The organism is Virgisporangium aliadipatigenens (assembly GCF_016863615.1).
In the GTDB taxonomy this organism is placed as follows: domain Bacteria; phylum Actinomycetota; class Actinomycetes; order Mycobacteriales; family Micromonosporaceae; genus Virgisporangium; species Virgisporangium aliadipatigenens.
Map to the genome: position 1 here is coordinate 18,087 of NZ_BOPF01000046.1, position 26,895 is coordinate 44,981.

The following is a 26,895-nucleotide window of genomic DNA, read 5'->3' on the forward strand; positions in this document are numbered from 1 at the left end:
CGCTTCAGCTCAGGGCCTTCGCCGCCGCCGCGAGGAACGCGTCGTTCTCCTCCGGCGTGCCGACCGTGACGCGCACCCCGTCGCCGGCGAACGGCCGCACGATCACCCCCGCCGCCTCGCACGCCGCCCCGAACGGCACCGCCCCGTCGCCGAGCGGGAGCCACACGAAGTTGGCCTCGCTCTCCGGCACGTCCGGACGGAGTGTGCGCAACTCGTCGAGGAGGCGGCCGCGTTCGGACACGACCAGTGCGGCGCGGCGGGCCATCTCGGCATCGGCCCGCAGGGCGGCCAGCGCGGCGGCCTGCGCCGGCATCGACGTGGAGAACGGCGTCACGACCTTGCGCACGGCCGTCGCCACCTCGGGCGAGGCCACCAGGTAGCCGACCCGCAGCCCGGCCAGCCCCCACGCCTTGGACAGCGTGCGCAGAACGGCGACGTTGGGCCGGTCGGCGTAGGTGTCGATCGCGTCGGGGACGTCCCCGTCGGTCACGAACTCCCGGTACGCCTCGTCGATCACCACGAGCACGTTCGCGGGAACGGCGTCGAGGAACGCGTCCAGTTCGGCGCGGCGCAGCGCGGTGCCGGTCGGGTTGTTCGGGTTGCACACGAAGATCACCCGCGTGCGGTCGGTGACGGCGGCGGCCATCGCCGGCAGGTCGTGCCCGTGCGTGGGCGTGTTGGGGACCCGCACGCTGGTGGCGCCCGCGCTCGCCGTGATGATCGGGTACGCCTCGAACGACCGCCACGCGTAGACGACCTCGTCGCCGGGCAGGCAGGCGGCGCGGATCAGGTGTTCGGCTATGGCGACCGAACCGCAGCCGGTGACGAGGCGTTCGGCCGGCACGCCGTAGCGCTCGGCGAGCGCGTCGCGCAGCGCCACCACACCCATGTCGGGATAGCGGTGCGTCTGGAGGGCCGCCTCGGTCAGCGCCTCGACGACGCCCGGCAGGGGCCCGTAGGGAACCTCGTTGCTGGCCAGCTTGATCGCGCCGGGAACGGCCCGCCCGGGCACGTACGCCGGCAGCGCCTCAAGATCGGCTCTCGTCAGCCTGGTCACGAACGACTCCTTCGCGGGACGGGATGCCGTGCACCGACACCACCACGGTCTGCGCCGACTTGTCGTGCAGCGCCTGTCGCAGCGGCCGGTCGACGACTGCCCACAGGACGTCGACGAGCTGGAGCAGGAACCCCAGCCCGAAGCAGGTCCACAGCAGGGTGGGCAGGCCGAGGGTGTTCCACCGGCGGATGGCGCGGCGGAACCCGAGGTCCTCCTCGCTCTCCTCGCGCATGACGCGGATGCCGGCGAGGCGCTTGCCGAGGGTCTGGCCGGTGTTGGCGATCTGCGGCACCTCGTAGGCGAACCACAGCGCGGCGGCCAGGATGATGATGATCACCAGGAGGGTGGAACTCTGTTCCGGCGGCACCAGGTCGCTGGTCGACTGGTTCTTGAGGATGCGATTGGTGGCCGCCTGGAAGTACGGCTGGTTGACCTCGAACCACTGGTACACGAACCAGCCGTTGACGGCGATGTTGAGCCCCAGCACGCACAGGAAGTCGATGAACCGTGCGGTGAAGCGGGCGCCGTAACCGGCGAGGGGAAAGCCGTGCGGCCGCGGCGGCGGGAGGACCAGCCGCGGGTACGGGGGCCAGCCGGGCACCCCGGGCGGCAGCTGCTCGGCCTGCTGCACCGGCACCGGCTCGTGCTGCCGGGGCCGGACGGCCTCGCCGGGAGCGGCGGGGGACTGGGTCGTCCCGGCTCCGGATGCCTGGGTGCCGGAGGCGCCGGGGGCCACGTTGATGGTCCCGGCGCCGGCGTCCCAGGCGGTCACCGCGGAGGTCGGCCCGTCATACCCGGTCGGCACCGCCGCCGTGGCGGTGGGCGTCACCGGCGGGGGACCGGGCGGGGGCGTCTCGTCGGCGGGCAGAGGCTCGCCGACGTACGCCTCACCGTCCCAGTAGCGCTGGATGTCGGGCTCGACCGGGTCGCGGTACCACCCGGGCGCTATTTCGGTCACCCGGGCAGTTTAATGACAGCCGTGTTTGGCCACTTGTCGTGGAGGCACTGCTGGTACGGCTTGTCCCAGAGCAGCCAGAGCGCGTCGAGCAGGCCGCCGAACGGGATGAAGCCGAGGCCGATCTGGCTGAGGTAGCGCTTGGCCAGGGTGCCGCGGTCGACGACGCCGTTGTCCAGGCGAACGACGGCGATCTTCATCGTCTTCTTGCCGATGGTCTGGCCGGTGCCCTTCGGGTACTCGACCTCGTACCACCAGGCCACGCCGATCATCAGCACGATCACGACGACCCACAGCAGCAGGCCGATGATGAGCCCGGCCGCGGACGCGCCGCCGCTGCTGCTGCCCGCGCCGGCCGCGAAGATGCCGCCGGCGACGACCCCGACCAGGACGGCGAGGATGCCGCCGACCACACCGAGGCCGAGGCCGAGGATCAGGCCGTCGATGAGGCGGGCGAGCAGTCGGCTGACCGCGTCGGCGAGCGGCGCGCCGTTGGGCGCGGAGGGCTGGCCGTAGCCGCCGCCGTACTGCTGCTGACCGTACTGCTGCTGCGGGTAGCCCTGCTGCTGTTGCGGGTAGCCCGGGTACCCCGGTCCACTCGTCGGCTGCCCGTACCCCGGGGCGCCGCTCGTCGGCTGGCCGTACCCGGGCCCACTCGTGGGCTGGCCGTAGCCGGGCGCCCCGCTCGTAGGCACGCCGTATCCGTGGTCGGGTGCCCCCGGCTGCTGTCCGTATCCGTATCCCTGCGTCACCTGCACATCCTCACTCATGGACGCACATTCCGGGGCACCGGTTCGGCTACAGATTGCCCCGAGTTGCCTGCTCACGTTCGATCGCCTCGAAGAGCGCCTTGAAATTTCCCTTGCCGAATCCGAGCGACCCGTGGCGTTCGATCATCTCGAAGAAGACCGTCGGGCGGTCCTGCACCGGCTTGGTGAAGATCTGCAGGAGGTAGCCGTCCTCGTCGCGGTCGACCAGGATCTTGCGGGCCTTGAGCTCCTCGATGGGCACCCGCACCTCGCCGATGCGGGCCCGCAGCTCCGGGTCGTCGTAGTAGGAGTCTGGCGTGTCCAGGAACTCAACGCCCGCTGCGCGCATCGCGTCGACGCTGGCGATGATGTCGCCGGTGGCGAGCGCGATGTGCTGGGCGCCCGGGCCGCCGTAGAACTCCAGGTACTCGTCGATCTGCGACTTCTTCTTCGCGATCGCCGGCTCGTTCAGGGGGAACTTGACCTTGCGGGTGCCGTTCGCGACGACCTTGCTCATCAGGGCGGAGTAGTCGGTGGCGATGTCGTCCCCGATGAACTCGGCCATGTTGGTGAAGCCCATGACCCGGCGGTAGAACTCGACCCACTCGTCCATCCGGCCCAGTTCGACGTTGCCCACGATGTGGTCGATCGCCTGGAAGAAGCGCTTCGGCCCGCTCTCGCGGCGCACGATCGGTTCGCGCGCGACGAACCCGGGCAGGAACGGCCCCGTGTACCCGGAACGGTCGACCAGCGTGTGCACCGTCTCGCCGTAGGTGGCGATCGACGCCATGCGCACGGTGCCGTTCGCGTCGGTGACGTCGTGCGGCTCGACGACGCCGCGGCCGCCCTGGGCGGTGGCGTACGCGTAGGCCGCGTCGACGTCGGGCACCTCGAGGGCGATGTCGGTGACGCCGTCGCCGTGGCGGGCGTGGTGCTGCGCTCCGGGCGTTCCGGCGCGGACGGTGCCCTTGAGGACGAAGATCGCCGAGCCCGACTTCAGCACGTACTCGGCGTAGTCGGGGCTGCCGGTCTCCGGGCCCCGGTAGGCGACCAGGGTCATGCCGAACGCGGTCGAGTAGTAGTGGGCGCTCTGCCGGGCGTTGCCGACCATGAAGACGACGTGGTCCCAGCCCTTGACCGGGAACGGGTCGTGCGAGATGTCGTGCGCCACCGCGCCGATGAGTCGGTCCTCGTGCTCCTGGAACGTCACCATTGGGACAGGATGTGACGCTACCCACCGCTGGGCAACACTGGCTATTCTCGGTGGTCAGATTGCGCATATCAGCCAGGAGTTCGCCAAGGTGAGTGGACGGATTGACCAGCTCGACGCCGACCTCATCGCGCTCCTGGAGGCGGAGCCGCGGATCGGGGTGCTGGAGTGCGCGCGGCGGCTGCGGGTGGCGCGCGGGACCGTTCAGGCGCGGCTGGACAAGCTCGTCGCGCGGGGCGTCATCCGCAGCTTCGGACCGGAGATCACGCCGGCGGCGATCGGCTACACGGTGACGGCGTTCGTGACGCTGGAGATCCGTCAACGGGCCGGGCACCAGCCGGTCGCCCAGCACCTCGCGAGCATTCCGGAGGTGCTGGAGGCGCACACCATCACCGGTTCCGGGGATCTGCTGTGCCGGCTCGTCGCGCGCACCAACGCCGACCTGCAGCGGGTGATCGACCAGGTGGTCGGGCACGAGGGGATCGTGCGGGCGGTCACCCACATCGCGCTCGCCGAGCAGATCCCGTACCGCACGCTCCCGCTGGTCAGAGCGGCCGCTAGCCCTCCTGGTTGACCAGGTGCGGGTGGGTCGCGACGAAGTCGTCCAGCCGGCCGTCGCGCACCGCCGCGAACAGGTCGAACGCCTCGGGCTCCAGTTCCTCGCCGAGGTAGGGGGTGCCGGGCGGGTGCGGGATGCTGTGGCCGGCCGTGCGCACCAGGATGATCTTCTCCGGTGGGATCCGGTGCAGCCCGAACAGGAACTGCGTGGGCGAGACCGGCCCGGTCGTCACGGTCAGGGCCGCGCCCGCCGCGCGGACGATCCGGTCGAGCCGCGTCGGGTCGCCGGCCAGGTTCTGCCGGCGCGCTTCGCGCGCGATGGCCTTGATCAGCTGCTGCTGGTGCCGTTGCCGGGCGTAGTCGCCGGTCGCCAGCGATTTTCTCTGTCGAACGTAGTCCAGCGCCGACGTGCCGTTCATGCGCTGGCAGCCGACGGGGTACACCACGCCGCTGGCCGTCGAGTGGGTCTCGGCGTCGACGCACATGTCCACGCCGCCCAGGGCCGCCACGATCTCGGTGAACCCGTAGAAGTCCACCAGTGCCGCCGCCGAGAAACCCGGTAGACCGGTCATCTTCGCGGCCGCTCTCGCCAGGAGGCGACCACCGCGCGCGCGATCCTGCGCCTCGCCGGCCCCGTAGGCGAACGCGGCGTTGAGCCGGTCCCGGCCGCCGACGAATCCGGTCGCCGGCTCGGCGGGGATGTCGACGATGGTGTCGCGCGGCAACGAGAACAGGTAGGCGCGGTCGCGTTCGCGCGGAACGTGCAGCACGAGCACGGTGTCGGCGCGGATGAACCCGGACTGGCCGCGCCGCCAGTCGACGCCCATCAGCAGGATGTTCAGCGGGCCGTCGCGGTCGTACACGGCCGTCGGGCCGAGCAGGTCGGCGCGGCGCACCGAGTCCTCGTAGCGCTGCAGCAGGTACCGGCCGCCCACCAGCGCCGCGGCACTGATCAGGGCGAGCACCGTCCCGCAGGCGACCAGCAGCCGGGCCCAGCGGGGATCGCGGTACTCGCCCCGGCGCATCAGGATGACGATGCTCTGCCGCGGCTGCACGGCGGCCGCCTTGCCCGTTCGTGGCGCCGTCTGCCAACCGAGCCGCGCACCGACCAGGGCGGTCACCGCCGACTGGAGCACCACCAGGTAGATGAGCTGCCGGTAGACCACCTGTTGCAGCGGCAACGTCCATAGTGGACCGGTCGGCTCCTTGTCGAGACGGAACGCGTACACCGACACCGCCAGCTGCGCCGCGTGCAGCACCAGCCAGATCGCCGTCGTCCAACTCAACGGCTGGAAGCACAGCGAATAGAGCATGTACACGTCCACGATCGGCGCCAGCAGCGGCTGCACGATCTGGAAGAGCACGATGTACGGGATCGCCCGGCGGCCCAGCCGCCCACCGGCGCCGTCCTCCCGCACCGACGCCCGGTGCTTCCACATCGCCTGCATCGTGCCGAAGCACCACCGGTACCGCTGCCGCCACAGTCCGCGCCACGTGCCGGGTGCCTCCGTCCAGGCGCAGGCCGCGTCGTCGTACACCACCCGCCAGCCGGCCCGGCACACCGCCATCGTCAGGTCGGTGTCCTCGGCGAGGGTGTCCGAGGACAGGCCGCCCGCCTGTTCCAGCGCCGCCCGCCGGAAGGCACCGAGGGCGCCGGGCACCGTCGGCATGCAGCCCACCGTCTCGTACACGCGGCGGTCCAGGTTGAACGCCACCACGTACTCGAGGTGCTGCCAACGCCCCAGCACGCCGCCCCGGTTCGCCACCTTCGCGTTGCCGGCGACCGCCCCCACGGTCGGGTCGTCGAACGAGCGCACCAGCAGCGCGATCGTGTTCGGCTCCACGATCGTGTCGCCGTCCACCAGCACCAGCACGTCGTGGCTCGCCGCCGCGACGCCGGCCCGCAGTGCGTCCGACTTGCCGCCGTTGGGCCGCCGCAGGAGCCGCACGCCGGGCAGGTCGAGGCGTTCGACGATGCCGGCGGTGTCGTCGGTGGAGCCGTCGTCCACCACGACGACCTCCAGCCCCGGATAGGCGTTGTCCACAAGGGACCGGACGGTGGCCGCGATGTTCGCCGCCTCGTTGTGCGCCGGCACCACCACCGACACCGGCGGCGTGCCGAACCCGGGCGGCTCCCGGCGCCGCCGCCGCGCATGCCGGCGCGCGCTGTAACCCTGGATGCCGATGCGCGCCAGCGCCAGCACACTGGCGACGATCAGCAGCACGAACAGCACGCCCGCCACCCAGGAGGAGACCCGCTGCGCGAGCGCGAACGCCCACCCCTGCGCGCGTTCGCGGCGCTGCGCCGGCACGGGGCCGACGTCCACATCGGACAGTCCATCGGGGACGGTCACGGTGCGCACCCCGCGGGCGGCCAGCGCCGGCAGCAGCACGTCCAGCGCCGCCACCGTCTGCGAACGGTCACCGCCCCCGTCGTGCATCAGCACCACCGCCCCGCCCGGCCCCACGGGTGCGGCGGCCCCGGCGATGGCGGCCGCGCCCGGGCGGCTCCAGTCCTTGGTGTCGAGGTCGGCGAGAACCGTGACGTAGCCGCGCCGGCGTGCCTCCTCCACGGGTGCCGGGTCGGTCGCGGTGGGCGTTCCCGCGTAGGGCGGCCGGAAGAGACGGACGTCCTGCCCCGTCGCCCGCGCGACCGCCCGCGACGTCAGGTTGAACTCCATCGCCCGGCGCTGCGGCGACAGCCCACCGAGATCGTGGTGACTGAACGAGTGCAGCCCCAGCGCGTGCCCCTCGGCCGCGATGCGGCGCACCAGCTCCGGATGCGCGTTGACCTTCGTCCCGACGACGAAGAACGTCGCCTTCACCCCGTGCCTCTTCAGCGTGTCGAGGACCCGCGGTGTCCACAGTGGATCGGGCCCGTCGTCGAACGTCAGCGCGACGGTGCCGTCGGGCAGCCGCCGCGCGCCGCCGTCCGGCAGCACCACGGGACCCGCGTAGCCGGGCGCCGACTGCGTCCCGAACCGCCCGGGCGGCGCGGTGCCGCCGCCGGCGTTGCGCGCGAACCCGTCGAGCGCGAGCGTCGCGAACAGCGCGACCGTGGCGAGTGCGAGGACGCTCCAGTGCGCCCGCGGGCGCGGGGCCCGCTGATGGCGGGCCAAATCAGGCCGGTACGAGAAGGCCGGCGCCGATACCGATCACGGCGAGCCAGCCGACGAGCATCACGCCCGTCAGCGTCCACACCGCGAGCACCAGCTTGCGCCGCCGCCCGAACCGGTCCACGAACACCGGCCGGTCCGTCGCCGGATACTTCCTTCTGCCGCCCATCGACAAACCTCCCCCGTCGTCCCCCCGGTACACGCCCGAGGATGGGGGCTGCGTTGCGACCCGTTCAGCGAATTTTTCGCCCGCGAAGGATGATGTGGCGCGGATGTCGTAAGATGCCCGGCTCGACTCGTGGATCGGCGTCGTACGCCACCAGGTCGGCGAGGCCGCCCTCCACCAGGCCCGGAAGGCCCAGGAAGTCCCGCGCCGTCCAGCACGCCGCGCCGAGCGCGGTCGCCGGCGAGAGCCCCGCCGCTATGAGGAACTCCACTTCGGTGAAGACGTTCCCGAACGGTGCCGAGTCGGTGCCGGCGAGCACCGTGACGCCGGCCTCGTGCGCCACCGCCGCCGAGCGGAACAGCCCCTCCGCGCCGTTGAGCCAGTTGGTCTTGCGCGGCCCGTCCGGCTTGGTGCGCACTTCCGGCACGCTTCGCTGGAACGCCGCACCGGTCGGCACGTAGGCGCCACCCCGTGCGGCGAGCGTCTCGATCAGGTCGTCGCTGAGGTAGCAGCCGTGCTCGATGGAGTCCGCGCCGGACAGCACGGCGTTGCGGGTGCCCTCGGCGGTCTGGCAGTGCATCGCCACCCGGAAGCCGGCGGCGTGCACGGCGTCGACGACCCGCGCGAGCAGGTCCAGCGGCACCGCGGGCACGTCGAAGGCCCAGTCGGCGATGAGCTTGCACCAGCCGTCGTTGGCCCGCGCCTCGGCGACGGCCGCGGCGACGAGGTCCACGGTCGGTGTGTGGATCGGGTGACCCGTCTGCAGCGCCTCGTAGGCGAGGAAGCGCCCCGCCGTGACGAGCCGCGGCAGGTCCGGGTCGTCGCGCGCGCCGGGCGGGATCGGGCCGTTGTGCCCCGGCACCCTGATCGCGGTCGTTCCGGCCGCGACGTGCGCCATACATTCCTCGCGGAACTGCTTCTCGGTGAACGTCGCGTCGTCGTCATGGCCCGGATGGGTGTGCACGTCCACGAGCCCGGGCGTGAGAAAGCCGCCGTCAACGACGGTCTCCGTCGCGTTCAGCGGCTTCTCGAAGGTGATCCGGTCGCCGAGAATCCAGAACTGCGTGCGTTCCCCCGAGGGAAGCAACGTCCCGACGACCCGCATGGGCCCGACGCTATCCGATCTGGAACGTCACCTCGTCCACCGATCCCCGGAACTGGTCGTTGTGCACGCCGGTGCTCTTCGCGCCGATCGTCACCGGGTACTGGTTGGCGATGTCCATGCTCGCGTTGTGGACCACCGCCGGCGCCCCGGTGCCCACCTGGATGCTGAACACGTCGCCGCGCCGCGCGCACGTGACCGTCTGCCAGCCGGAGCCGGCGATCGAGCGCGGCCACTTCACGAGCAGCCCCACGAGATGCCCGTTGCGCATCCCGGCGATCCGGCAGCTCGGAACGCCGCGGTCCAACTGCAGCTTCCACTGGCCGACGGGGTTGTCGTAGTTGCCTTTCTGCACGACGTTCGCGCCGGTGGTGACCTGACTCCGCTCGAGCCGCACGATGGCGCTGACGGTGAAGTCGGCCGTTCCCGGGTTGAGCCGCGGGGTGTGCGGCACGACAAGCACCGCCCGCCCCTTCATCGGGAACTTGATGGCCGGGCTCGTGGTGGTGCCGTTCTTGCGTTCGGTGCGGACGACATCGCCCCTGCCGGCGACCGACACGCACGCCGCGTCCTCCGGAACGGCCGCGTCCGGCAGGCAGCCGGCGGTCCAGTGGCCGGCGTCGGACTGGCCGGACGGCGTGGCGTCCATGCTGAAGTTGAGCTGCTGACTGGATGTGGCGTGCACCGGCCCGGTGAGCGCGAGGGCCGCGACGGAGCCGAGCACGACGGCTAGATACCGGTTCACCATTTCCCCGTATTCCCCGTTCCCCGTAATCCCCGTGAGTCGTAGCAATCTGCTATCGAGACGCTACCCATCGTCGCTGCGGCGCATGCCGATACCTTGACATTTCATACTTCCGGTCGAGGTGGGTCGGTACGAAATTCCGTTCGCATTCGTGGGTGTGCGTGTCGCCGAATTGGACATTGCGCGCATTTGGCGATCGCTGTTATTGTCGCGTGACCGCGCAAAACGATGCGCCCGCCGAATGCGGGGCCTTCCTGGGGCCGATTTCCCACTGCGCAATTTGGTGCCGGGCGCTTCTCGTGCTACGTCTCCGGCGTCGCAGCTTGCGCGGCGAATTCGCCTCGCTCTCACGTTTTCGCAGGTGGCGGCGTGTCCCTCGGGCGTGTTCGGGGATTCTCCAACGGGTTACGCCGAATCGGTCGCGGTGCCCGTCGTGCATTTCTACATGTGGGCTGAAATGCCCGATGGCCCCCGCTGGCCGACGCCCTCATATTTCCTCTCGGCACGAATTGCGGTGGCGGCCCGCGGGTCGCATCTGAATTGCCAATTGGTCTCTCGGGAGGAAAGTTTCCATGCGCAAGATCACCAAGCGGGTCGCGGTCATCGGTGCGGTCAGCTCACTGGCTCTCGGCGGCGGGGTGGCCTGGGCGGCGTGGACCGTGTCCGGCAGCGGCACCGGCTCGGCGGCGGCCGGCTCGGCACTCGAGCTGACGGCGACGGGGAACACCGGCACGACGCTGCTCTATCCGGGTGCGACCGCCGACCTCGCCTTCACGGTCAGCAACCCGAACCCCTTCCCGGTCAACGTCACGTCGGTCACCGCCGGCGAGGCTCCGGTGATCACGGTCGACTCGGGTCACTCCGGCTGCGCCGCGACCAACGTGGAATTCGTGACGGGTGCCGCGCTGGCTGGAACCGTGCTGGTGCCGGCGAAGACCACGAGCAACGGCACCGCGTCCGGGTCCGTCACGGGCGCGCTGCGGATGATTCCCGACGCAGCGAATGCTTGCCAGGGCGCCACCTTCACGGTCAATTTCAGCCTCAGCGGTGCGAGCGCTGCCAGCTGATTGCCGGGACTGCGGGGGTCGTTGAGGGGCGGCCCCCGCGCAGCCCTGTGAGGGGGAGCGGATGCGGAAGTTTGCGAAGCGCGGCATCACCGTCGGACTCGCCACGCTGATCGGCCTGGGCAGCACCGCCGCGTGGGCCGCCTGGACCGCCACCGGCACCGGTTCCGGCCAGGCCAAGGCCGGTCAGGCGCTACGGATCTCCACCGTGGCGACGACCGGCGCCGGCACGACGCTGTTCCCGGGTGGTGCCGGCGACCTGCTGGTCAACGTGAAGAACCCGAATCCCTTCCCGATCCGGGTCAACACGGTGGTCCCGGGCACCTCGATCACCGCCGACGGCGCGCACGCGGGCGCGGGGTGCAGCGGCGCCGCGACCGGTGTCACGGCCGAGGAGTTCGTCACGGTCGACTGGACGGTCGGGCCGGACTCGGCGGCGCAGTTCACGGTGCCGGGGGCGGTGCGGATGGGCAACGGTTCGGTGAACGCGTGCCAGGGCGCGGTGTTCAGCGTGCCGGTCGTGCTCGTCGCGACGAGCGCATGAGCAGAAGGACGAGCGCGCTCACCATCGCGCTGAGCTGGGCGACGCTGATGATGGTGCTGTTCGGCGGCCTCGGTGCGGCCGAGCCTTCCGCGCAGGGCGTCAGCCTCAACCTCCGGCACTCGCTCGAACTGCGGCTCGACGCGCACCGGGGGCCGGAGGCGGTGGCGTTCGAGATCGGTGCCGCGCCGGTGACGGGGCTGTATCCGGGGGCGACGAAGCCGATGAAGCTGGTCATTGTCAATCCGACCCGGTTCGACCTCAGGATCGAGAGTCTCGCCGGAACGGTCCGGTCGACGACGCGACCCGGATGCGCACCGACACCCACCAATCTCGTCGTGCGGCCGCGGGTCGGTCCGCCCACGCTGCCGATGACGGTTCCGGCGTATCAGCGCCGGGAGGCCGGATCGGTCACGTTGTACATGCCGAACACGGTTGCCGACGCGTGTCAGGGCACGGTGTTCGACATCCGGTTCCAGGGATCCGGCGCGAAGGTCCACAAATGAGGGTTCGGGTCATGAAGCGGCCGGCGCTGGTCGGAATCGGTGCGACGGCATTGTTGCTGCTGGCGGGGACGACGGCGTTCGCGGTGTGGCGCATGCCGTCGAGCCGCGTGGATCTGGCCGCGCGGGCCGCCGCGATGCCGGTCGGCAAGGCGCCGACGGTGCGACCGCTGCCCGGGAAACTGCAGATCACCTGGGAACGGGTGACGCTCTCCGGCGGGGTCGACGTGCGCTACCGGGTGAACCGCTATGCGGCGGCCCACCACGGCGCGCAGCCGGCCGGCGGGTGTGCCGGCACGATCGGGGGCACCGCCTGTGCCGAGGAGAACGTGCCGAACGGCATCTGGACCTACACTGTCCAACCCGTGCTGGGCTCGGCGTGGACCGGCCGGGAGAGCGAGAAGAGCGAATCGGTCATCGTCGCCGCGGTGAACGTTCCCCCGAAAGATCTTGCTGCTGACGCGGCCTCGACGGCGTCACCGAGTCCGAGTGCGTCGGCGAGTGCGTCGGCGTCACCCTCGGCGTCCGCATCGGCGGGCGGCGCGAGCCCGTCGCCCGGCCCCAGCGTCGGCGCGAGCCCGAGCCGGTCGGTGGCCACGCCGCACGGGACCGACGTGCAGGCGTCGAACGGCGAGGGCGGCACGGCCGGCGTGATCGGTCTCGGCGACCGGCTCGTCCTCTCGTTCAGCGGCCCGGTGGATCCGACGACGGTGGCGCACGGCTGGGACGGCAAGGCGGGCCTGCCGGTGGCGCTCAAGGTCACCGGCACCGAACTGAGCGTCGCCGACGCGGACGGCCCGCTCCCACTCGGCCCGGTCACGCTGGGGGCCGACGGCTACGCGCCCACCCCGCTGGCCCTCGCGGCCCTGCTGTCCCTGGACGGCCCCCACCTGGTGATCACCGTCGCGGAAAACCAGCCCAGCCCTCCAGTTCCGGTGACAAAGCAGTCTCAGCTGCAGTGGGGCCCAGTGAAGGAGTCAGGGTCGCCCAAGGACGTCGACTTCTGACATTAGGGTCTTGCGAGCGGTTACGTATGCACCTCAATCCGGTGGTTTGACGTGCATGGGTAACCGCTCGTCTCTTTTGGAATGTGTGCGTGCTTCGCGTTTTTGTGATTATTGGAAAGCGCGTACAGAGAGCTGTTATGCGGCTACTTTGCGTGGAGGGCGTTCATCCAGCCCCTTCACAAGTCCACATGTCCGGGTTCCCGGGCGCCGCTGAACAATGACGCGGCGCGGCCGATTGACGTTCGGCCACCGGGAAGCGCGTGAGTGCCCCGGGCCGTCCTTGGAGTCGTCTCTGTACGCATCGTTGCGCCGCACCGTTGCGGCCACATCAACAGTTCTGGCGTTGACGGCCGGCGCGTGGGCGTCGGGAACGGAAGCCGTCGACACCGTGATCGCACCGGAACCCGCCCTCGCGGCGGTGCCGGTCGACTCGTTCGACGCCACGGCGGAGGCAAGACAGCTCGTGGCCGAGAACCGGCGGGCCGAACGGGAGGCCCGCAAGCAGGCCGAGGCGGAGGCCGCCGCGCAGGCGGAAGCGGCCGCACAGGCGGCAGCCGCGCAGCAGGCCGCCGAGGAAGAGGACCCGGCGGTCGCCGCCGAGCCCCGCCGCACCGGCACTCGGGCCGACCGCGGGAATGCGACCCGCTCGAAGACGACCCGGCAGCCGCGCCGCAACGGCGGCGGAGAGCCGATCGTCAGCGGGAACGGCAATTCCGTCGTCGACTACGCGCTCGCCCAGGTCGGCAAGAACTACCGCTACGCCGGCACCGGGCCGGGCGGGTTCGACTGCAGCGGCCTCGTGCAGGCCGCCTACGGCCAGGCCGGCGTGAGCCTCCCGCACCAGACGGGTGGCCTGTCCGGCAAGGGCCAGGCCGTCGGCCGGAACGACCTGCGCCCGGGCGACCTGGTCTTCACCGACCCCGGCCACGTCGGCATCTACGTCGGCAACAACCAGATGGTCCACGCCAGCACGCAGCGCGGCGGCGTGAAGCGATCGGACGTGTACCGGTTCGCCTACGGGCGACGCATCACCAACGGCGGATAGGCCGCCTTCACATAGAGAGAACCGCCCCGACGTGTGCGCGTCGGGGCGGTTCTCAGATGCGCACCTCGGCCGGATAGTCGGTGCCGCGCATGTGCGCCGGCAGGTGCCCCACGTCGTTGTACGCCAACAGCCGCGTCCGGTCCGGCCAGTACGCGATGACGGTCAGCGCGCAGTTGTAGTCGAGCATCCGCAGCCACGCGTGATCCGGCGCGTCCAGCGCCCTCGACACGAACCAGTTGATGAGGTTCCCGTGCGTGACGAGGAGTTCCTTGCCGCCGAGTGCGGGGCCGGCGAAGCGGGAGATGGCCTTGGACGCCTGCGCCGCGCCGTCGGTGAGCACTTCTTCCGGGAACTCGCCCAAAAACTCCGCCTGCTGTGCGGACAGGTGCTGCGCGTCGGGGACCGCGGGGATGCACTCCTGGAGGAGTTCGGAGGGCTCCAGCGGAACCCCGCGGTGCGGCTCGGCGAGGATCTCGGCCGTCTGCGCGGCGCGTTCCCAGGGGCTGTGGTGGATCGCGGTGAACTTCGTGCCGCGCAGCCGTTCGGCGAGGCGCCGGGCCTGTTGGCGGCCGAGGTCGGTCAGCACACCCAGCTCGGGCTCGCTGCCGTGGATGTACTCGCCGTGCCTGACCAGATACAACAGCCGGACCGACATGCTAAGCCCCCAAACAACATTGACACGGACTTATCGGGCTGAGCGGCGAAAGCGCCTCGGCGCGCTAGCCTACCGACCGTGGCTAAGGGCAAGGTCACGAGCCGGATCGAGACCGGTCTCGGTCTCTTCGGACTCATCGCCATCGGCGTGACCCTTTCCATCGTATTCAAATGGACGCCCTGGCTCGACGTGCAGGAGTGGTGGGAGAACCGCAAGGTCACGCTCTCCGAGCCGGCCACCTCGTGGGCCGAACGGGTCGGCAACCAGCCCGACAGCGCCGGCATCACCGACAAGGCGGTCATCGTCTTCCAGGGCGACTTCGTCGAGGCGCGGTCCCGCACCGGCGGCGCGGTGCTGTGGAAGAAGGAGACCGACTGGGCGGCCCTCGCCGGTGCGCCCAACGACGCGACGGCGGTCGCCATCGTGTCCAAAGTGGACACCAAGGGCTTCGAGGCGCTCGACCCGCAGACCGGCAAGGCGCGGTGGACGTCGCCGGAGGCGTCGGGCGCGTGGACGTTCCGCGACGCGGTGCTGGCCGTCGAGTGCCCGAAGGACGGCTGCCAGGTGGTCAACCGCGCACCCGCCGACGGGGCCGTGCGCTGGAAGGTGCCGGTCGCCGGGGCGCCCCGCGCGCTCGCCGGCGCCAACTCGACGCTGTTCAACGTGCGCGGGCTCGACGACACGTACAACGACGCGCGATCGGCCGTCCCGCGCACGATGCCGAAGTACGTGGGCTTTCCGGTGGACCGGAAGCTGCAGGTCGTCGACACGGGCTCGGGGAAGCGGCTGCGCGAGGACGAGATTCCCAAGGAGGCTCGTGCCGTTCTCATCGGAAATCGCATCGTGTACTCGTCGGCCGCGGCCGGCAGCGGCGGGTGCCGGTACACGATCGTCGGCAAGGACGCCGCGAGCGGCAAGGAAGTGTGGCGCAAGGACGGCTACGACCTGCGGACCGCGGGCGGCGCGGCCTGCGAGCCGCGCAAGGATCCGCCCGGCGGCGGCGTCGTCCTCATCGGCGTCCGGTACGACGGGCGGCACGTCTTTCTGTCCGCTGTGGACGGTCGCGAGCTGGCCGTCGCGGCCGAGGGAGAGCGCATCGAGGGAACGGACGGCGAGTACGGACTGGTCCGTTCCGTCGACGGCAAGACGCTCAAGGCGTTGAGTCTCAGCCGGGGCGGCGTGGCGGTGTGGACCCGTCAGGTGGCGCCGAAGGCGCAGGTCGGCATGACGCCGTTCGCCGTGTTCGTCACCGACGCCGAGACCGAACGCATCGTCGCCCTCGAACCCGTCACCGGTGCGGTGAAGCTCGACGTGGCGAGCGGGGCGACCGTGCTCGGACTGAGTCCCGACGGGGTGGCGCTGTCCCGTGGGCGCACGGTCGGCTGGCTCGGCTTCGGCGCGGTCGCCTGAGAGAGAAATTCCTTTTTCCTCGGCGTGCAACGGCCCGGCGGGCGATCTCGTAAAAGAGGTGTCCCGAAGCGCGCCGAGAAAGGGTTGGTGGCCCGATTCAAACGGCCTTCCGAACAGGATCGCGAGTTCACCGAGTTCGTGACGACGCGGCGGAGCGGCCGTCGCCGACCGCGAAGGCCTCCGACGCGGTCAACTGGTCGATCCTGACGGCGGTCGCTCTGGCCCAACCGCGCGGTCGCCCGTCGGGATCAGACCTTCGCCAGCTGCTTCGCGGCGATGATCGAGGACTCCTTGCACACGTTCGCGGCGGTGTTCGGCGACGGGGCGTCGACGGTGATCCAGGTGATGACGTTCCCCCGGCCGATGTACGCCTCGCACACGGTGGCGGTGGTGCCGTCCTCGGTGACGGTCTGCTCCGTCCACGCGTAGGAGCTGTCGACCCCCTCGAGCTTGCCGAGGTCGAACACGCCGGTGATGGTCCGCTTGGTCTTGTCCTCGGTGTATTCCTTGCAGGTGCCGTAGTTCTTCTTGATGGACGAGATGTGCTCGCTCGCCGGAACGGCCTTGTTGCCCACCGCCACGAGGCCGAGCCACCAGGCGTCGGCCTCCCAGGTGCGGTTCATGCCGTCGTTCTGCCCCTTGGAGACGGTCGACAGCTCCTTGCCGCAGACGGCGCCGAGCGAGTAGAGCGCCTCGTCGTCGTTCTCCTTGATGTGGTGGCCGCCGAGGCCGTCGAAGGCGTTCGGGGCGGGGACCGCTGCCTTGGCGTCGGCCGCCGTCCCGGCCGGTCCGCGGGCCCTGGTGGGGCTGGCACTGGCCTTGGGCGAGGCGGCCGCCGATCCGGAGGGCGCCGGCGACGCGGCTGCGCCGTCGGCGATGCGCTTGGCCGCCTGGACATGCCCCTTCTCGTCCGTGGACGCCGCACAGCCGGCCGTCGCGAACAACACCAGTGCGGCGATCGCCAGGACGCGCATGTCGAGGACCCCTTCCCGTTGGTCGGCGTCCAATACGGATTTCGCGGCGTTCGGTTTGATTGCGGGCGCAATGACTATGCGGACCACTAGCGATTGACGGTTCGTGCTACATAAGCCGGATGCGCATCGGCATCGACTTCGGCACCACGCACACCGTCGCGATGCTGGAACGACCGCACGGCCGGGTGGAGCCGCTGGCCGGCCGCGGCGGCGGGTGGCCCGTTCGGGTGCTGGCGGTCGTGCTGGTCGTCGGCGGCATCCACGCGGCGGTGCACGCGTTCCTCGAACGGCGGGCGTGGGCCGGCAACGAGCCCTGGCGCATCCCCGACGCGTACCTGTCGGGCACGCACACCGTGTGGAAGGCCGCGGTCGACTGGATCGGGCCGGCGGGGTACACGGTGTGCGTGCTCGTGGCGTTCCACCTGCTGCTCATCGGGACGGCGGCCTGGCGACGGAGCGCGACGCACGGTCGCTAACGTAAGCCCATGGACTACAGCCCCCTGCTGCCCCTCGGCCCCGACACGACCGAGTACCGGCTGGTCACCGAGGAGGGGGTCGGCCGGGACGGGCGGTTCATCACGGTCGCCCCGGAGGCGCTGACCCGGCTGACCGACGAGGCGATGCACGACATCGCGCACTTCCTGCGGCCGGCGCACCTGACCCAGCTGCGTTCGATCATCGACGACCCGCTGGCCTCGCCGAACGACCGCTTCGTCGCCCTCGACCTCCTGCGCAACGCCAACATCGCCGCTGGCGGCGTGCTGCCGATGTGCCAGGACACCGGCACGGCGATCGTGATGGGCAAGCGGGGGCGGTTCATCTTCACCGACGGGCAGGACGAGGCGGCGATCGCGGCCGGTGTGCTCTCCGCCTACACGCGGCTCAACCTGCGCTACTCGCAGCTGGCGCCGCTGACGATGTGGGACGAGAAGAACACCGGCACCAACCTGCCGGCCCAGATCGAGCTGTACGCCGAGGGCGACGAGGCCTACAAGTTCCTGTTCATGGCGAAGGGCGGCGGGTCGGCCAACAAGTCGTACCTGTACCAGGAGACGAAGGCGCTGCTCAATCCGAAGCGGATGATGCAGTTCCTGGAGGAAAAGCTGCGCCTCATCGGGACGGCCGCGTGCCCGCCGTACCACCTGGCCGTGGTGATCGGTGGTACCTCCGCCGAGCACGCTCTCAAGACCGCGAAGCTCGCCTCCGCGAAGTACCTGGACACCCTGCCGACGTCGGGGTCGATGTCCGGGCACGGGTTCCGCGACGTGGAGCTCGAGGCAGAGGTGTTGGAACTGACGCGCAATTTCGGCATCGGTGCGCAGTTCGGCGGGCGGTACTTCTGTCATGACGTTCGCGTCGTGCGGCTGCCCCGGCACGGCGCCTCCTGCCCGGTGGCGATCGCGGTGTCGTGTTCGGCCGACCGGCAGGCCCTCGGCAAGATCACGGCCGAGGGGGTGTTCCTGGAGAAGCTGGAACGCGACCCGGCCCGGTTCCTGCCCGATGTGGAGCCGTCGGACGTGGACGACACGGTGGTGCACGTCGACCTCAACCGGCCGATGGCAGAGATCCGTGCAGAGTTGAGCCGGTACCCGGTGAAGACGCGCCTGTCGTTGACCGGCCCGCTCGTGGTGGCCCGCGACATCGCCCACGCCAAGATCGCCGAACGCCTCGACGCCGGCGAACCGATGCCGCAGTACATGCGCGACCACGCCGTGTACTACGCCGGGCCGGCCAAGACGCCGGAGGGGTACGCGAGCGGGTCGTTCGGGCCGACGACGGCCGGCCGGATGGACTCGTACGTGGAGAAGTTCCAGGCCGCGGGCGGTTCCCACGTGATGCTGGCGAAGGGCAACCGCTCGAAGCAGGTGACCGACTCCTGCAATCGGCACGGCGGCTTCTACCTCGGCTCGATCGGCGGGCCGGCGGCCCGGCTGGCGCAGGACTGCATCACGCACGTCGAGGTCCTGGAGTACCCGGAACTCGGCATGGAGGCCGTCTGGAAGATCCAGGTGCGGGACTTCCCGGCGTTCATCGTGGTCGACGACAAGGGGAACGACTTCTTCGCAGAAGTGACAAAGCCTAAGACACCCCTTACGATCCAGCTTCGTGAGCCCCAGCTCGGATGACGTAGTCGATCCCTATCTCCGCAAGTCAAAGGGCATGTCCGTTGAGCGGCAGCTCGCGGACATCACCGAAGCTGCCGACGCCGAAGGGCTCACGCTCGGACGGACCTTCGCGGACCCAGACCGCTCCGCGTCGCGGCACCGCCGGCGAGAGCGGGAGGACTTCGCCGCCCTCGTCGAGCACATCCAATCCGGTGACTGCCGGATGATCGGAATCGCCGAGGCGTCGCGAGGTTCCCGAGACCTCACCGAGTGGTCTGGCTTTCTCGACCTGTGTCGCGCCCAGAAGGTCCGCATCCTCGTGTCCACTCACGAGCGCGTATACGACCTCCGCCGCCGCCGCGACTGGCGGGCGTTGGTCGACGAGGGCGTCGACGCGGCCGACGAGTCGGAGAAGCTCTCCGAACGCGTGCGATCGGGGAAGCGCCAAGCTGCTCGCGACGGAAAGCCGGCGGGCCGACTCGCGTACGGCTTCATTCGTACCTATGACGTCACCGGCCAGTTCGTCGCGCAGCTGCCCCACCCCGAGCAGGCCCCGGTCGTCGCCGAGATGGTCCGCCGCATCGCCGAAGGGGAGGCTCTCCACGCGATCGCCGCGGACCTGAACGCGCGAGGCATCACCATGGCCGGCGGTGCCCCCTGGAGAGGCCCCCTGGTACGACAGACCGTCCTGCGGCCGGCGTACATCGGCCGGCGGGTCCACCACGGTGAGGACGTCGGCGACGCGACGTGGGAGCCCATCGTCGACGTCGACGAGTGGCATCGCGCCGAGGCGATCCTGCGCCACCCGAACCGCCGCAGCACCACCAGGGGCTCCGCGCTCACCCACTGGCTGACGAACGTGCCCCGCTGCGGCGGCTGCACCACCGGCAGACTCGTGGCCAAGACCCAGGGTGCGAGCGGGCGGCCGACGCGCTACGCCTGCGGGGCCTGCAACGGGGTCTTCGTCCACGCCGGCCGGCTGGAGGACTTCGTCCAGGAACTCGTCCTCGGGCGGTTGGCCCAACCAGACGCACTCGCCGCGTTGCAACCGGCCGACGACCCGGCCGCCCGGGAAGCCGAGCGCACGGTGACCAAGCTGAAGGAGCGGCTGGAAGAGCACTACGCCGAGGCCAGGGTCGGGCGCTTGTCGGCCCGAGGTCTCGCCGTCGTCGAGGCTGGATTGCTGGCCGACATCGCCGCGGCGGAGAGTCGGGCGCGGCGGGTAGTGCTGCCCGCCGCGCTGCGGGACGTCGACCCGGCGCAGGTCATCGAGAAGTGGCCGACGATGGCGGCGAAGTCCCGCCGTGTCTACACCATGGCGCTGGTCGAGTTGGTCGTCGGGCCGGCGATCCGTCGCGGCCCCGGGTTCGACCGCCGGCGGCTGGCCGAGTCGCGGTGGACCGGTGATTCGATGACGTTAGGCGAGCACGGCCTGGTCTAGCCGGCAGTCGCGTCGCCCATCATCTGCACGATGCGGCGCGTCTCCTCGAGGTCCCGCTGCCGCCGTGCGCGGATCAGACCGATGATCTCGACCTTGGTCTCGTCGGAGAGGCGCTGGTCGGCGAGCACCACGGCGATCTCCTCGTCGACGGCCTGCACCGTGGCGTCCCCGGCTGTGGCGCTGGCCACGGCGGTCTGCGCCAGGGCCGACACATTCCCTGTGCCGACGACCGACGTGGACGGCGCCCCCTCGGGGTAGACCGTATGTGCTAGCTCGCTGCGGATGTGCTGGGCGAGCTGCTGCACGATCTCGCGGGTCGGGGCCTTGTCGAGCCGGGCGGCTTCGACGACTTCCCACGGGTCGACGTCGACCGCAACGGACATCGCCACGAGGACCCGCAGGGTCGGCTTGACGGGGACCGACTTGCCGCTGGCCTTGTACTGGCCGGTCACCACCTGACGCCAGCGGCTCTCGCTGATGTCCGCCCGCCGTGCGGCCTCTCTGGCGGAGATGTGCAGGACCTCGTCGCGCGCCCGCTCAAGGATCTCGCCGTGCGGGGTGAGCTGTCGGTCTGCCACCTGGGCAGCCTACGGCCAGGTGCGCAGTAATGCGCAACCGCCGCCGTGTATATCCCACGTGAATGAACGCTGCGCATTCACTTCGCGCGCATTATTGCGAAGTACTGCGCAGTGCGTTACGGTTCCGATCATGCCCGACACGAACAAGCGCCGGCAGGCGGCGCGCAGCGTGCTCGACCACGACCCGGCGGTCCTTCGCGCCCGGCGGGTCGCCCTCGGTCTCACCCAGGTCGCCGTCGCGACCGCCGCCGGCTGCGTCCCCAGCCACCTCGCCGAGCTGGAGCGGGGGACCCGCAACCCGTCCCCGCCGCTGCTCAAGCGCATCGCCGACGCCCTGGGCTGCGAGGTCCGCGACCTGATGCCGGCGCGCGAAACGGTCTCGATCGCGTCATGAGCGCCCGGTCCAAGACGGCGGTCGCCGTGAAGGTGCCGTCCGACGCCGAGGTGATCGCCCGGCTCGTCGCTGCGGCCCCGCCGCTCACGACCGAGCAGCGCGCGATCCTCGCGGCCCAGTGGCGCCGGGACCAGCAGCCCCGGGTGTGCCGGCCGGACCCGACCAGCCCTCGCACGTCCTGAAAAACGCGAAAGCGCCAGCGGTAGGACGCCGGCGCTTTCCACCGGAAACCCAACCCCAGAAGGGAAGTCCGATGTTCGACACCAGCCTACGGGCCACCACCGCACCGCCGGAAGCACCGGCACCCACCCAGGCCGCGGTCCTCGCCGCGATCGTCGCGATGATCCGCGCCGGCCTCCCCGCCCCGACGCGCATCGACTTCGCCGGCGGCCGCGTCACGCTGCGCTTCGGCTACAACCGCAGCGCCGCCGTCGACCGTTGGGCCACCTGGTGGAACACCCGCCCCGTCCTCGGCATCGAGTACGTCGGCCGCGCCAGCCACGTCTGCCGCGACTACACCGCCTCCGCCTCCGGGCACGACGGCTGGACGATCACCCTCACCTGCACCGTCAGCTCGGCCCGGCTCGGTGCCGCGTGAACAACACCGACGCCGACGCCATCGCCGCTGGCTACACCGCCTTCGGCCAGCTCCTCGCTGACAACCCGCACCTCACGACCGGCCACGAGGTCGGCCCGGCCAGGGGCAGCCTGAACATCTACCTGTTCCTCGGGGGCAACATCCGCGCCCGGATCCTCGAATTCGTCGAGGCGTTCCGTGCTGCCGGCTGGGAAATCTCGGAGTACACCAACCGCGGCCAGGGCGGAATCAAGGCGCAGCTCGGCGCGCTGACCGTCAAGGTCTACGCCGACACCGCCGACCTGGGCGCCGAACCTCCGCCCCCGCCCCCGGCGTACGTGCCGTTGCTCGTCGACGAGGACCAGCGCCTCTTCGAGCAGCAGATGGAGGAACTCGACCGGGGTCGGGAGCGTCTCCGCGAGCTGGACGAGCCGCCGGTCGACGACGGCGCCACCCAACGCCAGCGGTGCCTCGCCGCGCACCCCGACGACCAGACCGACTGCGACGGCCCGGTCGACGCCGTGCAGGTCGTCGACAAGGAGAGCACAGTCGTCACCGGCTGTATCCGTCACGGCGCCGTCCTTCTCGCGTCGCTCGACGGCGGCCGGATCTGGCCGGGCAGCGTCGACGGTGCCGCGATTGAGGTGCACAAGCAGGCGCAGCACCTACGGCCGTTCTCGTTCGGCGGTGCGGCATGACGGTCCTGCCCTTCCCGTCGTGGCTCTTCTGCACCGTCGCCACCATCGGCGCGCTCGTCATCTTCCTCATGTGCTGGGTCCTCTGGACCGACGGCCGCGAGATCCGCCAGCTCGGCCGCGATCTCGCCCAGGCCGCCGAGGACCTCGAAGAGGCACGCGGCGAACGCGACGCCGAGCGCGAGCGGATCGCCGCCATCACGGGGCAGTTCGTGCGGCTCAAGGCCGACTTGGAGGGCCGCCAGCGCCCCCCGGCCCGTGCCCCGCGGAGGGGGCTGGCGGAGGACAAGGCGCTGATGGCGAGGGCGAACGACTACTACGAGCGGATCGGCCCCCGGTGACCACCGCGCCGAGCGCCATGCGCCTCATCCGCCGGCACCGCTCACTCGACGAGTTCTGGGACCGCGAGGTGCCCGAGAGCGAGCTGCCGCCTCCCGTGCCCTCCGAGCCGGCCCCGCCCGCCAAGGCGCCCGACCGGTCGCTCGAAGACACCCACGTCATCCTCCGTGCTCCGCTGCTGCGGCCCTACGTCCCCCGCCTCGAACAGGACGACTCATGACCTCCACGCTGCAAAGGACTCCCGTGACCATCACACCGGCCAAGCCCACGATCGGCGGCCTCGACCTCGCCCCGCAGCAGCAGGAAGCGGTCGAAAAGATCCACACCTGGTACACCGACAGCGACGAGCAGATCTTCCGCCTCTTCGGCTACGCCGGCACCGGAAAGACCACCCTCGCCCGCGCCATCGTCGACCAGCTCGGCGTTCGCGCCCTCTTCGCCGCGTTCACCGGCAAGGCGGCCTACGTCCTGCGCTCCAAGGGCTGTGAGCCGGCGTCGACGATCCACTCGCTGATCTACACGCCGACGGAGAAGGTCCGCGCGAAGCTCAACGACCTGGAGGAGCAGTACGCGGCCGAGACCGACGCGGACGAGCGCGAGATCCTCGCCCGGGCCATCGAGGTCGAGCGCGAGCGTCTGGAGACCCCGGACTTCATCCTCCGCGAGGACTCCCCGCTCGACGGCGCCCCGATCCTCGTCTGCGACGAAGTGTCCATGGTCGGGGCCCGCGTCGCCGCCGACCTCCTGTCCTTCGGCACGAAGATCCTTTGCCTCGGCGACCCGGCGCAGCTGCCCCCGGTCGACGGCGCCGGCTACTTCATCAACGCCCCCGCCGACCACCTCCTGACGGAGATCCACCGGTCCGCACTCGACTCGCCGGTCACCCGCCTCGCGACGTCGGTGCGCACGGCTCACGCCATGGACCGGACGCTCGGCATCCCCGGCATGGACGGCGACTCCGGCCGGATGCTGCGGATCAGCCGCGAGCAGCTCCTCTCCTTCGGCCAGGTCCTCGTCGGCACCAACAAGACCCGGTGGCAGGCCATCCACACCATCCGCGCGCTCCGCGGCCTCGCCGGGAACCACCCGGTGCCCGGCGACCGCATCATGGGCCTGGCCAACTCCGTCGAGGCGGACGTGTTCAACGGGCAGCAGTTCACCGTCGTCTCCGTCCTCGACAACCTCCCGCTGCACCCCGACGCCGACCGCATCCGGCTCCTCGTCGAGGACGACGCCGGCAACACCCGGCCGCTCACCTGCTGGCTGTCCGGGTTCGTGAACGTCGAGGGCGAGAAGCGGGCGAAGAAGGAAGGCCGCGGCACGGTCGCCGCCGCCACCTTCGCCCAGGCCATCACCTGCCACAAGTCCCAGGGCTCGCAGTGGGACCGGGTCCTCGTCGTCGACGAGTCCTACGTCTTCGCCCGCGCCGGCGCGGAAGAAGTCCAGCGCGCCGGCGGCAGCCCGGCCGACGCCGCGGCCGCCGGCCACCTCGCCGGCCAGCGCTGGCTCTACACCGCCATCACCCGCGCCGCGCAGCAGGTCGTCGTCATCCCGTCGCCCCGTGGACTCCCCGCATGACCCCCAGGAAGGACACCTCCCCGATGACCACCAGGCGCACCAGGGCCGGAGCCGTCGTCGCGGCCGCCGTGCTGACTGCGACCGTCCTCGCCGGCTGCAACGGCGGCACCGACGACGACTGCGACGCCGCCCCGGCCGCCCAGGCGCTCGCCAAGCCCGGCGGGGGAGGCGGTGGGGGAGGCCGCGGCGGTGGAGGTGCCCGTGGCGGCACCGGCACGCGCGGGAAGACCGGCGGGTCCGGCGCCAAGCCGGGCGGTGGTACCGCTCCGAGGGCGCCGGGTGCGCCCGCCGGCGGCACGACCGGCCGGCACGCCGACACCGACGAATGCGGCGACGACTGATGAGCGGCGAGCAGATCGACCTCGATGCCATCCGTGCCCGCGCGGCCGCGGCGACGCCGGGGCCGTGGGCCTGGTTCGGCAACACCGACGTCAAGAACATGTACCTCGCAACCCAGCGGTGGGGCCGCCAGCACGTCATGGGCTTCGCCCGGTGGGGAATGAGCGGCGCGCAGCCGGTCTTCTGCAACGGCCGCCACTGGCGCCCGGGGGACACCGGCGACGTCGACTTCGACCTCGGGAGCTGGATGGCGAAGGCATCCGAATTGCCGATCTTCGCGGTCGCCCCGGACGCCACGAGCCGAGAGGACGAGCGCGTCTACCGCGCCGACCTGGCCGGTATCCGCAACCCGGACGCCGAGTTCATCGCGCACGCCCGCGCTGACGTCGACGCGCTCCTAGCCGAGGTCGATCGGCTGCGCGCCCAGCTCGACTACATCATCACCGGCGGCGACGACCGCTGCTGCACCCTCGACCTCTCGGAGGGCCACGAAGGACCCTGCGTCTGGTACTGCGCCTGGTGCAACGGGGCCGGCGAATGCCCCGACTGCAACGGCACCGGACCCGAACTCGCGGGCTGCGAATCGTGCGACACCACCGGCAGCTGCCGCTACTGCAACGGCGCCGGCCGGCACGTCGACGACACCCCGGCCCCGCGCCCCGTCGAGACGCTCGTCGTGGCGGGTGAGCGCCTGTGACCGCCTCCGTCTCCGAGGCCGAGCTGGCGGCACTCATCGCCAGCCTCGGCGCCCCCACCACCCCGCCACCGGCGGCCCCGGCCGCGCCCGTCGACGAGCGGTGCACCGACTGCGTCCGCAGGTGTCTGCCCGGCCCGTGCCCGGCCCTCGACGAGGACGTCATCGAGGGCCAGCCCGTCGACGAGCGGTGCGGCGTCACCGAGCTGCGCGTCCGCGAGTGCTACCACTGCCGCCCCGCCACCGACCCGGCCGCCGAGGACGACCTCGACGAGTCGCTCCTCGGCCCCTGGTTCCCCGCGAACTACGCCGGCAACTGCGGCAAGTGCGGCGACCGCATCGGCCGCGGCGAGCAACTGCGCTCCGACGGCGAGGGCAGCTGGCTGGGGGAGTGCTGCGGGCACCCGAAGCGCACGCCCGCCGGCATCGTCGCCGCGCCGGCCGGGCCGCCGCCGTCGACCGTCAAGGAGCTGCGTCGGATCCTCGTCGAGTTCGAGACGAACCGGCCGCGGTCCAAGCAGGTCGCCCTCGGCCCGTCCGAGCTGGGCACCTCGTGCCAGCAGCAGGTCGCCCGCAAGCTCGCCGGCGCACCGCGCAAGCCCATCGTCGACCCGACGTGGGCGCCGTTCCAGGGCACCGCCATCCACGCGTCGATGGAAGACGTCATCGCGTGGTGGAACACCAAGCTCGGCCGCGAACGGTGGCTCGCCGAGGACCGCCTCTACATCGACGCCGGCCTCCCCGACGCCAAGCCTGGCGTCGCGCTCGGCCAGCCGATCGAGGGCAACGGCGACGCGTTCGACCTCGACCACGGCATGGTCGTCGACTGGAAGTTCGTCGGAAAGACCGCCCTCGAAAAGCTCCAGCGAGGGTTGCGCATGGGCAAGCCGCCCGAGCAGCAGGTCTCCGCCGAGTACCGCGTCCAGGCGCACCTCTACGGCTACGGCCACGCGAAGAAGGGCCGGCCGGTGCGCTACGTGCGCCTCGTCCTCCTCGCACGGTCGCACGACTACGACGACTCGGCCGAGTGGACCGAGGAGTACCGGCCCGAGATCGCCCTCGCCGCGATCGACCGATACTGGGCCACCCACGACCTCCTCACCGCCCTGGGCGTCGCCGAGCAGCCCGACATGGTCGCCGCCGTCCCGGCCACGCCCTCCCGCGACACCTGCAAGTGGTGTCCCTTCCACCGTCCCGGAAAGCCCTCCGACTGGCAGGGCTGCCCCGGCGACCAGCCGCTCGAACGCGTCGTCGAGCGGGCCACGCACGGGCTCATCGCCCAGTAACCAAGGAGACAA

Annotated in this window: 31 protein-coding genes; 20 read left to right on the forward strand and 11 right to left on the reverse strand. The window is 71.1% G+C overall.

The window, feature by feature from the left end; translation table 11 throughout:
* Window positions 1-4: 4 nt before the first annotated feature.
* Genes hisC through hppD form a run of 4 tightly spaced genes read right to left on the reverse strand, consistent with a single transcriptional unit; the run spans window position 5 to window position 3,974 of the window.
* Window positions 5-1,057 (reverse strand): histidinol-phosphate transaminase, encoded by a 1,053-nt coding sequence (gene hisC, locus Val02_RS40640; protein WP_203904676.1) that lies wholly within the window; start codon window positions 1,055-1,057, stop codon window positions 5-7.
* Window positions 1,029-2,015: an RDD family protein gene (locus Val02_RS40645; protein WP_239153712.1), complete on the reverse strand. Its 987-nt coding sequence runs from the start codon at window positions 2,013-2,015 to the stop codon at window positions 1,029-1,031. Before Val02_RS40645 ends, hisC begins: the two co-directional genes overlap by 29 nt.
* Window positions 2,012-2,782 (reverse strand): RDD family protein, encoded by a 771-nt coding sequence (locus Val02_RS40650; protein ID WP_203904677.1) that lies wholly within the window; start codon window positions 2,780-2,782, stop codon window positions 2,012-2,014. The genes Val02_RS40645 and Val02_RS40650 overlap by 4 nt, the downstream gene beginning before the upstream one ends.
* Before the next feature lie 28 nt (window positions 2,783-2,810).
* Complete coding sequence (hppD, locus tag Val02_RS40655) at window positions 2,811-3,974, reverse strand: 4-hydroxyphenylpyruvate dioxygenase (protein WP_203904678.1); 1,164 nt, start codon at window positions 3,972-3,974, stop codon at window positions 2,811-2,813.
* Between the two features lie 88 nt (window positions 3,975-4,062).
* On the opposite strand from hppD, the gene Val02_RS40660 reads away from it, so the two are divergent.
* Window positions 4,063-4,545: an Lrp/AsnC family transcriptional regulator gene (locus tag Val02_RS40660; RefSeq protein ID WP_239153713.1), complete on the forward strand. Its 483-nt coding sequence runs from the start codon at window positions 4,063-4,065 to the stop codon at window positions 4,543-4,545.
* On the opposite strand, the gene Val02_RS47905 is transcribed toward Val02_RS40660, so the two are convergent.
* The 4 genes from Val02_RS47905 to Val02_RS40685 all read right to left on the reverse strand — a co-directional run bounded on the left by Val02_RS47905 (window position 4,529) and on the right by Val02_RS40685 (window position 9,658).
* The gene (locus tag Val02_RS47905; protein WP_239153714.1) at window positions 4,529-7,648 is read right to left on the reverse strand and encodes an LCP family glycopolymer transferase; all 3,120 of its coding nucleotides are present in this window, start codon (window positions 7,646-7,648) and stop codon (window positions 4,529-4,531) included. The genes Val02_RS40660 and Val02_RS47905 overlap by 17 nt on opposite strands.
* Before the next feature lies 1 nt (window position 7,649).
* Entirely contained in the window at window positions 7,650-7,814 is a 165-nt protein-coding gene (locus Val02_RS40675) for a hypothetical protein (protein ID WP_203904680.1), read from the reverse strand.
* Between the two features lie 64 nt (window positions 7,815-7,878).
* Window positions 7,879-8,916 (reverse strand): amidohydrolase family protein, encoded by a 1,038-nt coding sequence (locus Val02_RS40680; RefSeq protein ID WP_203904681.1) that lies wholly within the window; start codon window positions 8,914-8,916, stop codon window positions 7,879-7,881.
* A 10-nt stretch (window positions 8,917-8,926) separates the two neighbouring features.
* The gene (locus Val02_RS40685; protein ID WP_203904682.1) at window positions 8,927-9,658 is read right to left on the reverse strand and encodes a LamG-like jellyroll fold domain-containing protein; all 732 of its coding nucleotides are present in this window, start codon (window positions 9,656-9,658) and stop codon (window positions 8,927-8,929) included.
* Between the two features lie 572 nt (window positions 9,659-10,230).
* Between Val02_RS40685 and Val02_RS40690 the strand changes: the two genes are divergently transcribed.
* From Val02_RS40690 to Val02_RS40710, 5 genes are all read left to right on the forward strand, one after another.
* Entirely contained in the window at window positions 10,231-10,725 is a 495-nt protein-coding gene (locus Val02_RS40690; protein WP_203904683.1) for a hypothetical protein, read from the forward strand.
* 61 nt (window positions 10,726-10,786) lie between these two features.
* Complete coding sequence (locus Val02_RS40695; RefSeq protein ID WP_203904684.1) at window positions 10,787-11,266, forward strand: hypothetical protein; 480 nt, start codon at window positions 10,787-10,789, stop codon at window positions 11,264-11,266.
* Window positions 11,263-11,769 (forward strand): hypothetical protein, encoded by a 507-nt coding sequence (locus tag Val02_RS40700; RefSeq protein WP_203904685.1) that lies wholly within the window; start codon window positions 11,263-11,265, stop codon window positions 11,767-11,769. The genes Val02_RS40695 and Val02_RS40700 overlap by 4 nt, the downstream gene beginning before the upstream one ends.
* Window positions 11,766-12,773 carry a hypothetical protein gene (locus Val02_RS40705; protein WP_203904686.1) on the forward strand — a complete coding sequence of 336 codons (1,008 nt, stop codon included), beginning with the start codon at window positions 11,766-11,768 and terminating at the stop codon, window positions 12,771-12,773. Before Val02_RS40700 ends, Val02_RS40705 begins: the two co-directional genes overlap by 4 nt.
* Before the next feature lie 343 nt (window positions 12,774-13,116).
* On the forward strand, window positions 13,117-13,818 hold the full coding sequence (locus Val02_RS40710) for a C40 family peptidase (RefSeq protein ID WP_203904687.1): 702 nt from the start codon (window positions 13,117-13,119) through the stop codon (window positions 13,816-13,818).
* Between the two features lie 52 nt (window positions 13,819-13,870).
* On the opposite strand, the gene Val02_RS40715 is transcribed toward Val02_RS40710, so the two are convergent.
* Window positions 13,871-14,473, reverse strand: coding sequence for a histidine phosphatase family protein (locus tag Val02_RS40715; RefSeq protein ID WP_203904688.1), 603 nt, complete (start codon window positions 14,471-14,473; stop codon window positions 13,871-13,873).
* A 78-nt stretch (window positions 14,474-14,551) separates the two neighbouring features.
* Between Val02_RS40715 and Val02_RS40720 the strand changes: the two genes are divergently transcribed.
* Window positions 14,552-15,883, forward strand: a complete 1,332-nt coding sequence (locus Val02_RS40720; RefSeq protein WP_203904689.1) for a PQQ-binding-like beta-propeller repeat protein — start codon at window positions 14,552-14,554, stop codon at window positions 15,881-15,883.
* Between the two features lie 248 nt (window positions 15,884-16,131).
* Here Val02_RS40720 and Val02_RS40725 read toward each other — a convergent pair whose 3' ends face one another.
* Entirely contained in the window at window positions 16,132-16,857 is a 726-nt protein-coding gene (locus Val02_RS40725; protein ID WP_203904690.1) for a hypothetical protein, read from the reverse strand.
* Between the two features lie 119 nt (window positions 16,858-16,976).
* Here Val02_RS40725 and Val02_RS40730 point away from each other — a divergent pair, with 119 nt between their 5' ends.
* Genes Val02_RS40730 through Val02_RS40740 form a run of 3 tightly spaced genes read left to right on the forward strand, consistent with a single transcriptional unit; the run spans window position 16,977 to window position 20,403 of the window.
* A complete protein-coding gene (locus tag Val02_RS40730) occupies window positions 16,977-17,333 on the forward strand; it encodes a hypothetical protein (RefSeq protein WP_203904691.1) in 357 nt (118 codons plus the stop codon).
* A 9-nt stretch (window positions 17,334-17,342) separates the two neighbouring features.
* Window positions 17,343-18,983: a fumarate hydratase gene (locus Val02_RS40735; protein WP_203904692.1), complete on the forward strand. Its 1,641-nt coding sequence runs from the start codon at window positions 17,343-17,345 to the stop codon at window positions 18,981-18,983.
* Entirely contained in the window at window positions 18,964-20,403 is a 1,440-nt protein-coding gene (locus Val02_RS40740; RefSeq protein WP_203904693.1) for a recombinase family protein, read from the forward strand. Before Val02_RS40735 ends, Val02_RS40740 begins: the two co-directional genes overlap by 20 nt.
* On the opposite strand, the gene Val02_RS40745 is transcribed toward Val02_RS40740, so the two are convergent.
* Window positions 20,400-20,981 (reverse strand): helix-turn-helix transcriptional regulator, encoded by a 582-nt coding sequence (locus tag Val02_RS40745; protein ID WP_203904694.1) that lies wholly within the window; start codon window positions 20,979-20,981, stop codon window positions 20,400-20,402. The genes Val02_RS40740 and Val02_RS40745 overlap by 4 nt on opposite strands.
* A 130-nt stretch (window positions 20,982-21,111) precedes the next feature.
* Between Val02_RS40745 and Val02_RS40750 the strand changes: the two genes are divergently transcribed.
* The 10 genes from Val02_RS40750 (at window position 21,112) to Val02_RS40795 (ending at window position 26,883) form a co-directional block, all read left to right on the forward strand.
* A complete protein-coding gene (locus Val02_RS40750; protein WP_203904695.1) occupies window positions 21,112-21,375 on the forward strand; it encodes a helix-turn-helix domain-containing protein in 264 nt (87 codons plus the stop codon).
* Entirely contained in the window at window positions 21,372-21,557 is a 186-nt protein-coding gene (locus Val02_RS40755; protein WP_203904696.1) for a hypothetical protein, read from the forward strand. Before Val02_RS40750 ends, Val02_RS40755 begins: the two co-directional genes overlap by 4 nt.
* Before the next feature lie 71 nt (window positions 21,558-21,628).
* Window positions 21,629-21,973, forward strand: a complete 345-nt coding sequence (locus Val02_RS40760; RefSeq protein WP_203904697.1) for a hypothetical protein — start codon at window positions 21,629-21,631, stop codon at window positions 21,971-21,973.
* Window positions 21,970-22,650 (forward strand): hypothetical protein, encoded by a 681-nt coding sequence (locus Val02_RS40765; RefSeq protein ID WP_203904698.1) that lies wholly within the window; start codon window positions 21,970-21,972, stop codon window positions 22,648-22,650. The genes Val02_RS40760 and Val02_RS40765 overlap by 4 nt, the downstream gene beginning before the upstream one ends.
* The gene (locus tag Val02_RS40770; RefSeq protein ID WP_203904699.1) at window positions 22,647-22,988 is read left to right on the forward strand and encodes a hypothetical protein; all 342 of its coding nucleotides are present in this window, start codon (window positions 22,647-22,649) and stop codon (window positions 22,986-22,988) included. The genes Val02_RS40765 and Val02_RS40770 overlap by 4 nt, the downstream gene beginning before the upstream one ends.
* Window positions 22,985-23,206, forward strand: coding sequence for a hypothetical protein (locus tag Val02_RS40775; RefSeq protein ID WP_203904700.1), 222 nt, complete (start codon window positions 22,985-22,987; stop codon window positions 23,204-23,206). The genes Val02_RS40770 and Val02_RS40775 overlap by 4 nt, the downstream gene beginning before the upstream one ends.
* A 23-nt stretch (window positions 23,207-23,229) precedes the next feature.
* The gene (locus Val02_RS40780; protein WP_203904701.1) at window positions 23,230-24,564 is read left to right on the forward strand and encodes an ATP-dependent DNA helicase; all 1,335 of its coding nucleotides are present in this window, start codon (window positions 23,230-23,232) and stop codon (window positions 24,562-24,564) included.
* Window positions 24,561-24,905, forward strand: a complete 345-nt coding sequence (locus Val02_RS40785; protein WP_203904702.1) for a hypothetical protein — start codon at window positions 24,561-24,563, stop codon at window positions 24,903-24,905. The genes Val02_RS40780 and Val02_RS40785 overlap by 4 nt, the downstream gene beginning before the upstream one ends.
* Window positions 24,905-25,600, forward strand: coding sequence for a hypothetical protein (locus tag Val02_RS40790; RefSeq protein ID WP_203904703.1), 696 nt, complete (start codon window positions 24,905-24,907; stop codon window positions 25,598-25,600). The genes Val02_RS40785 and Val02_RS40790 overlap by 1 nt, the downstream gene beginning before the upstream one ends.
* Window positions 25,597-26,883 (forward strand): hypothetical protein, encoded by a 1,287-nt coding sequence (locus Val02_RS40795; RefSeq protein ID WP_203904704.1) that lies wholly within the window; start codon window positions 25,597-25,599, stop codon window positions 26,881-26,883. The genes Val02_RS40790 and Val02_RS40795 overlap by 4 nt, the downstream gene beginning before the upstream one ends.
* The last annotated feature ends 12 nt before the right edge of the window (window positions 26,884-26,895 follow it).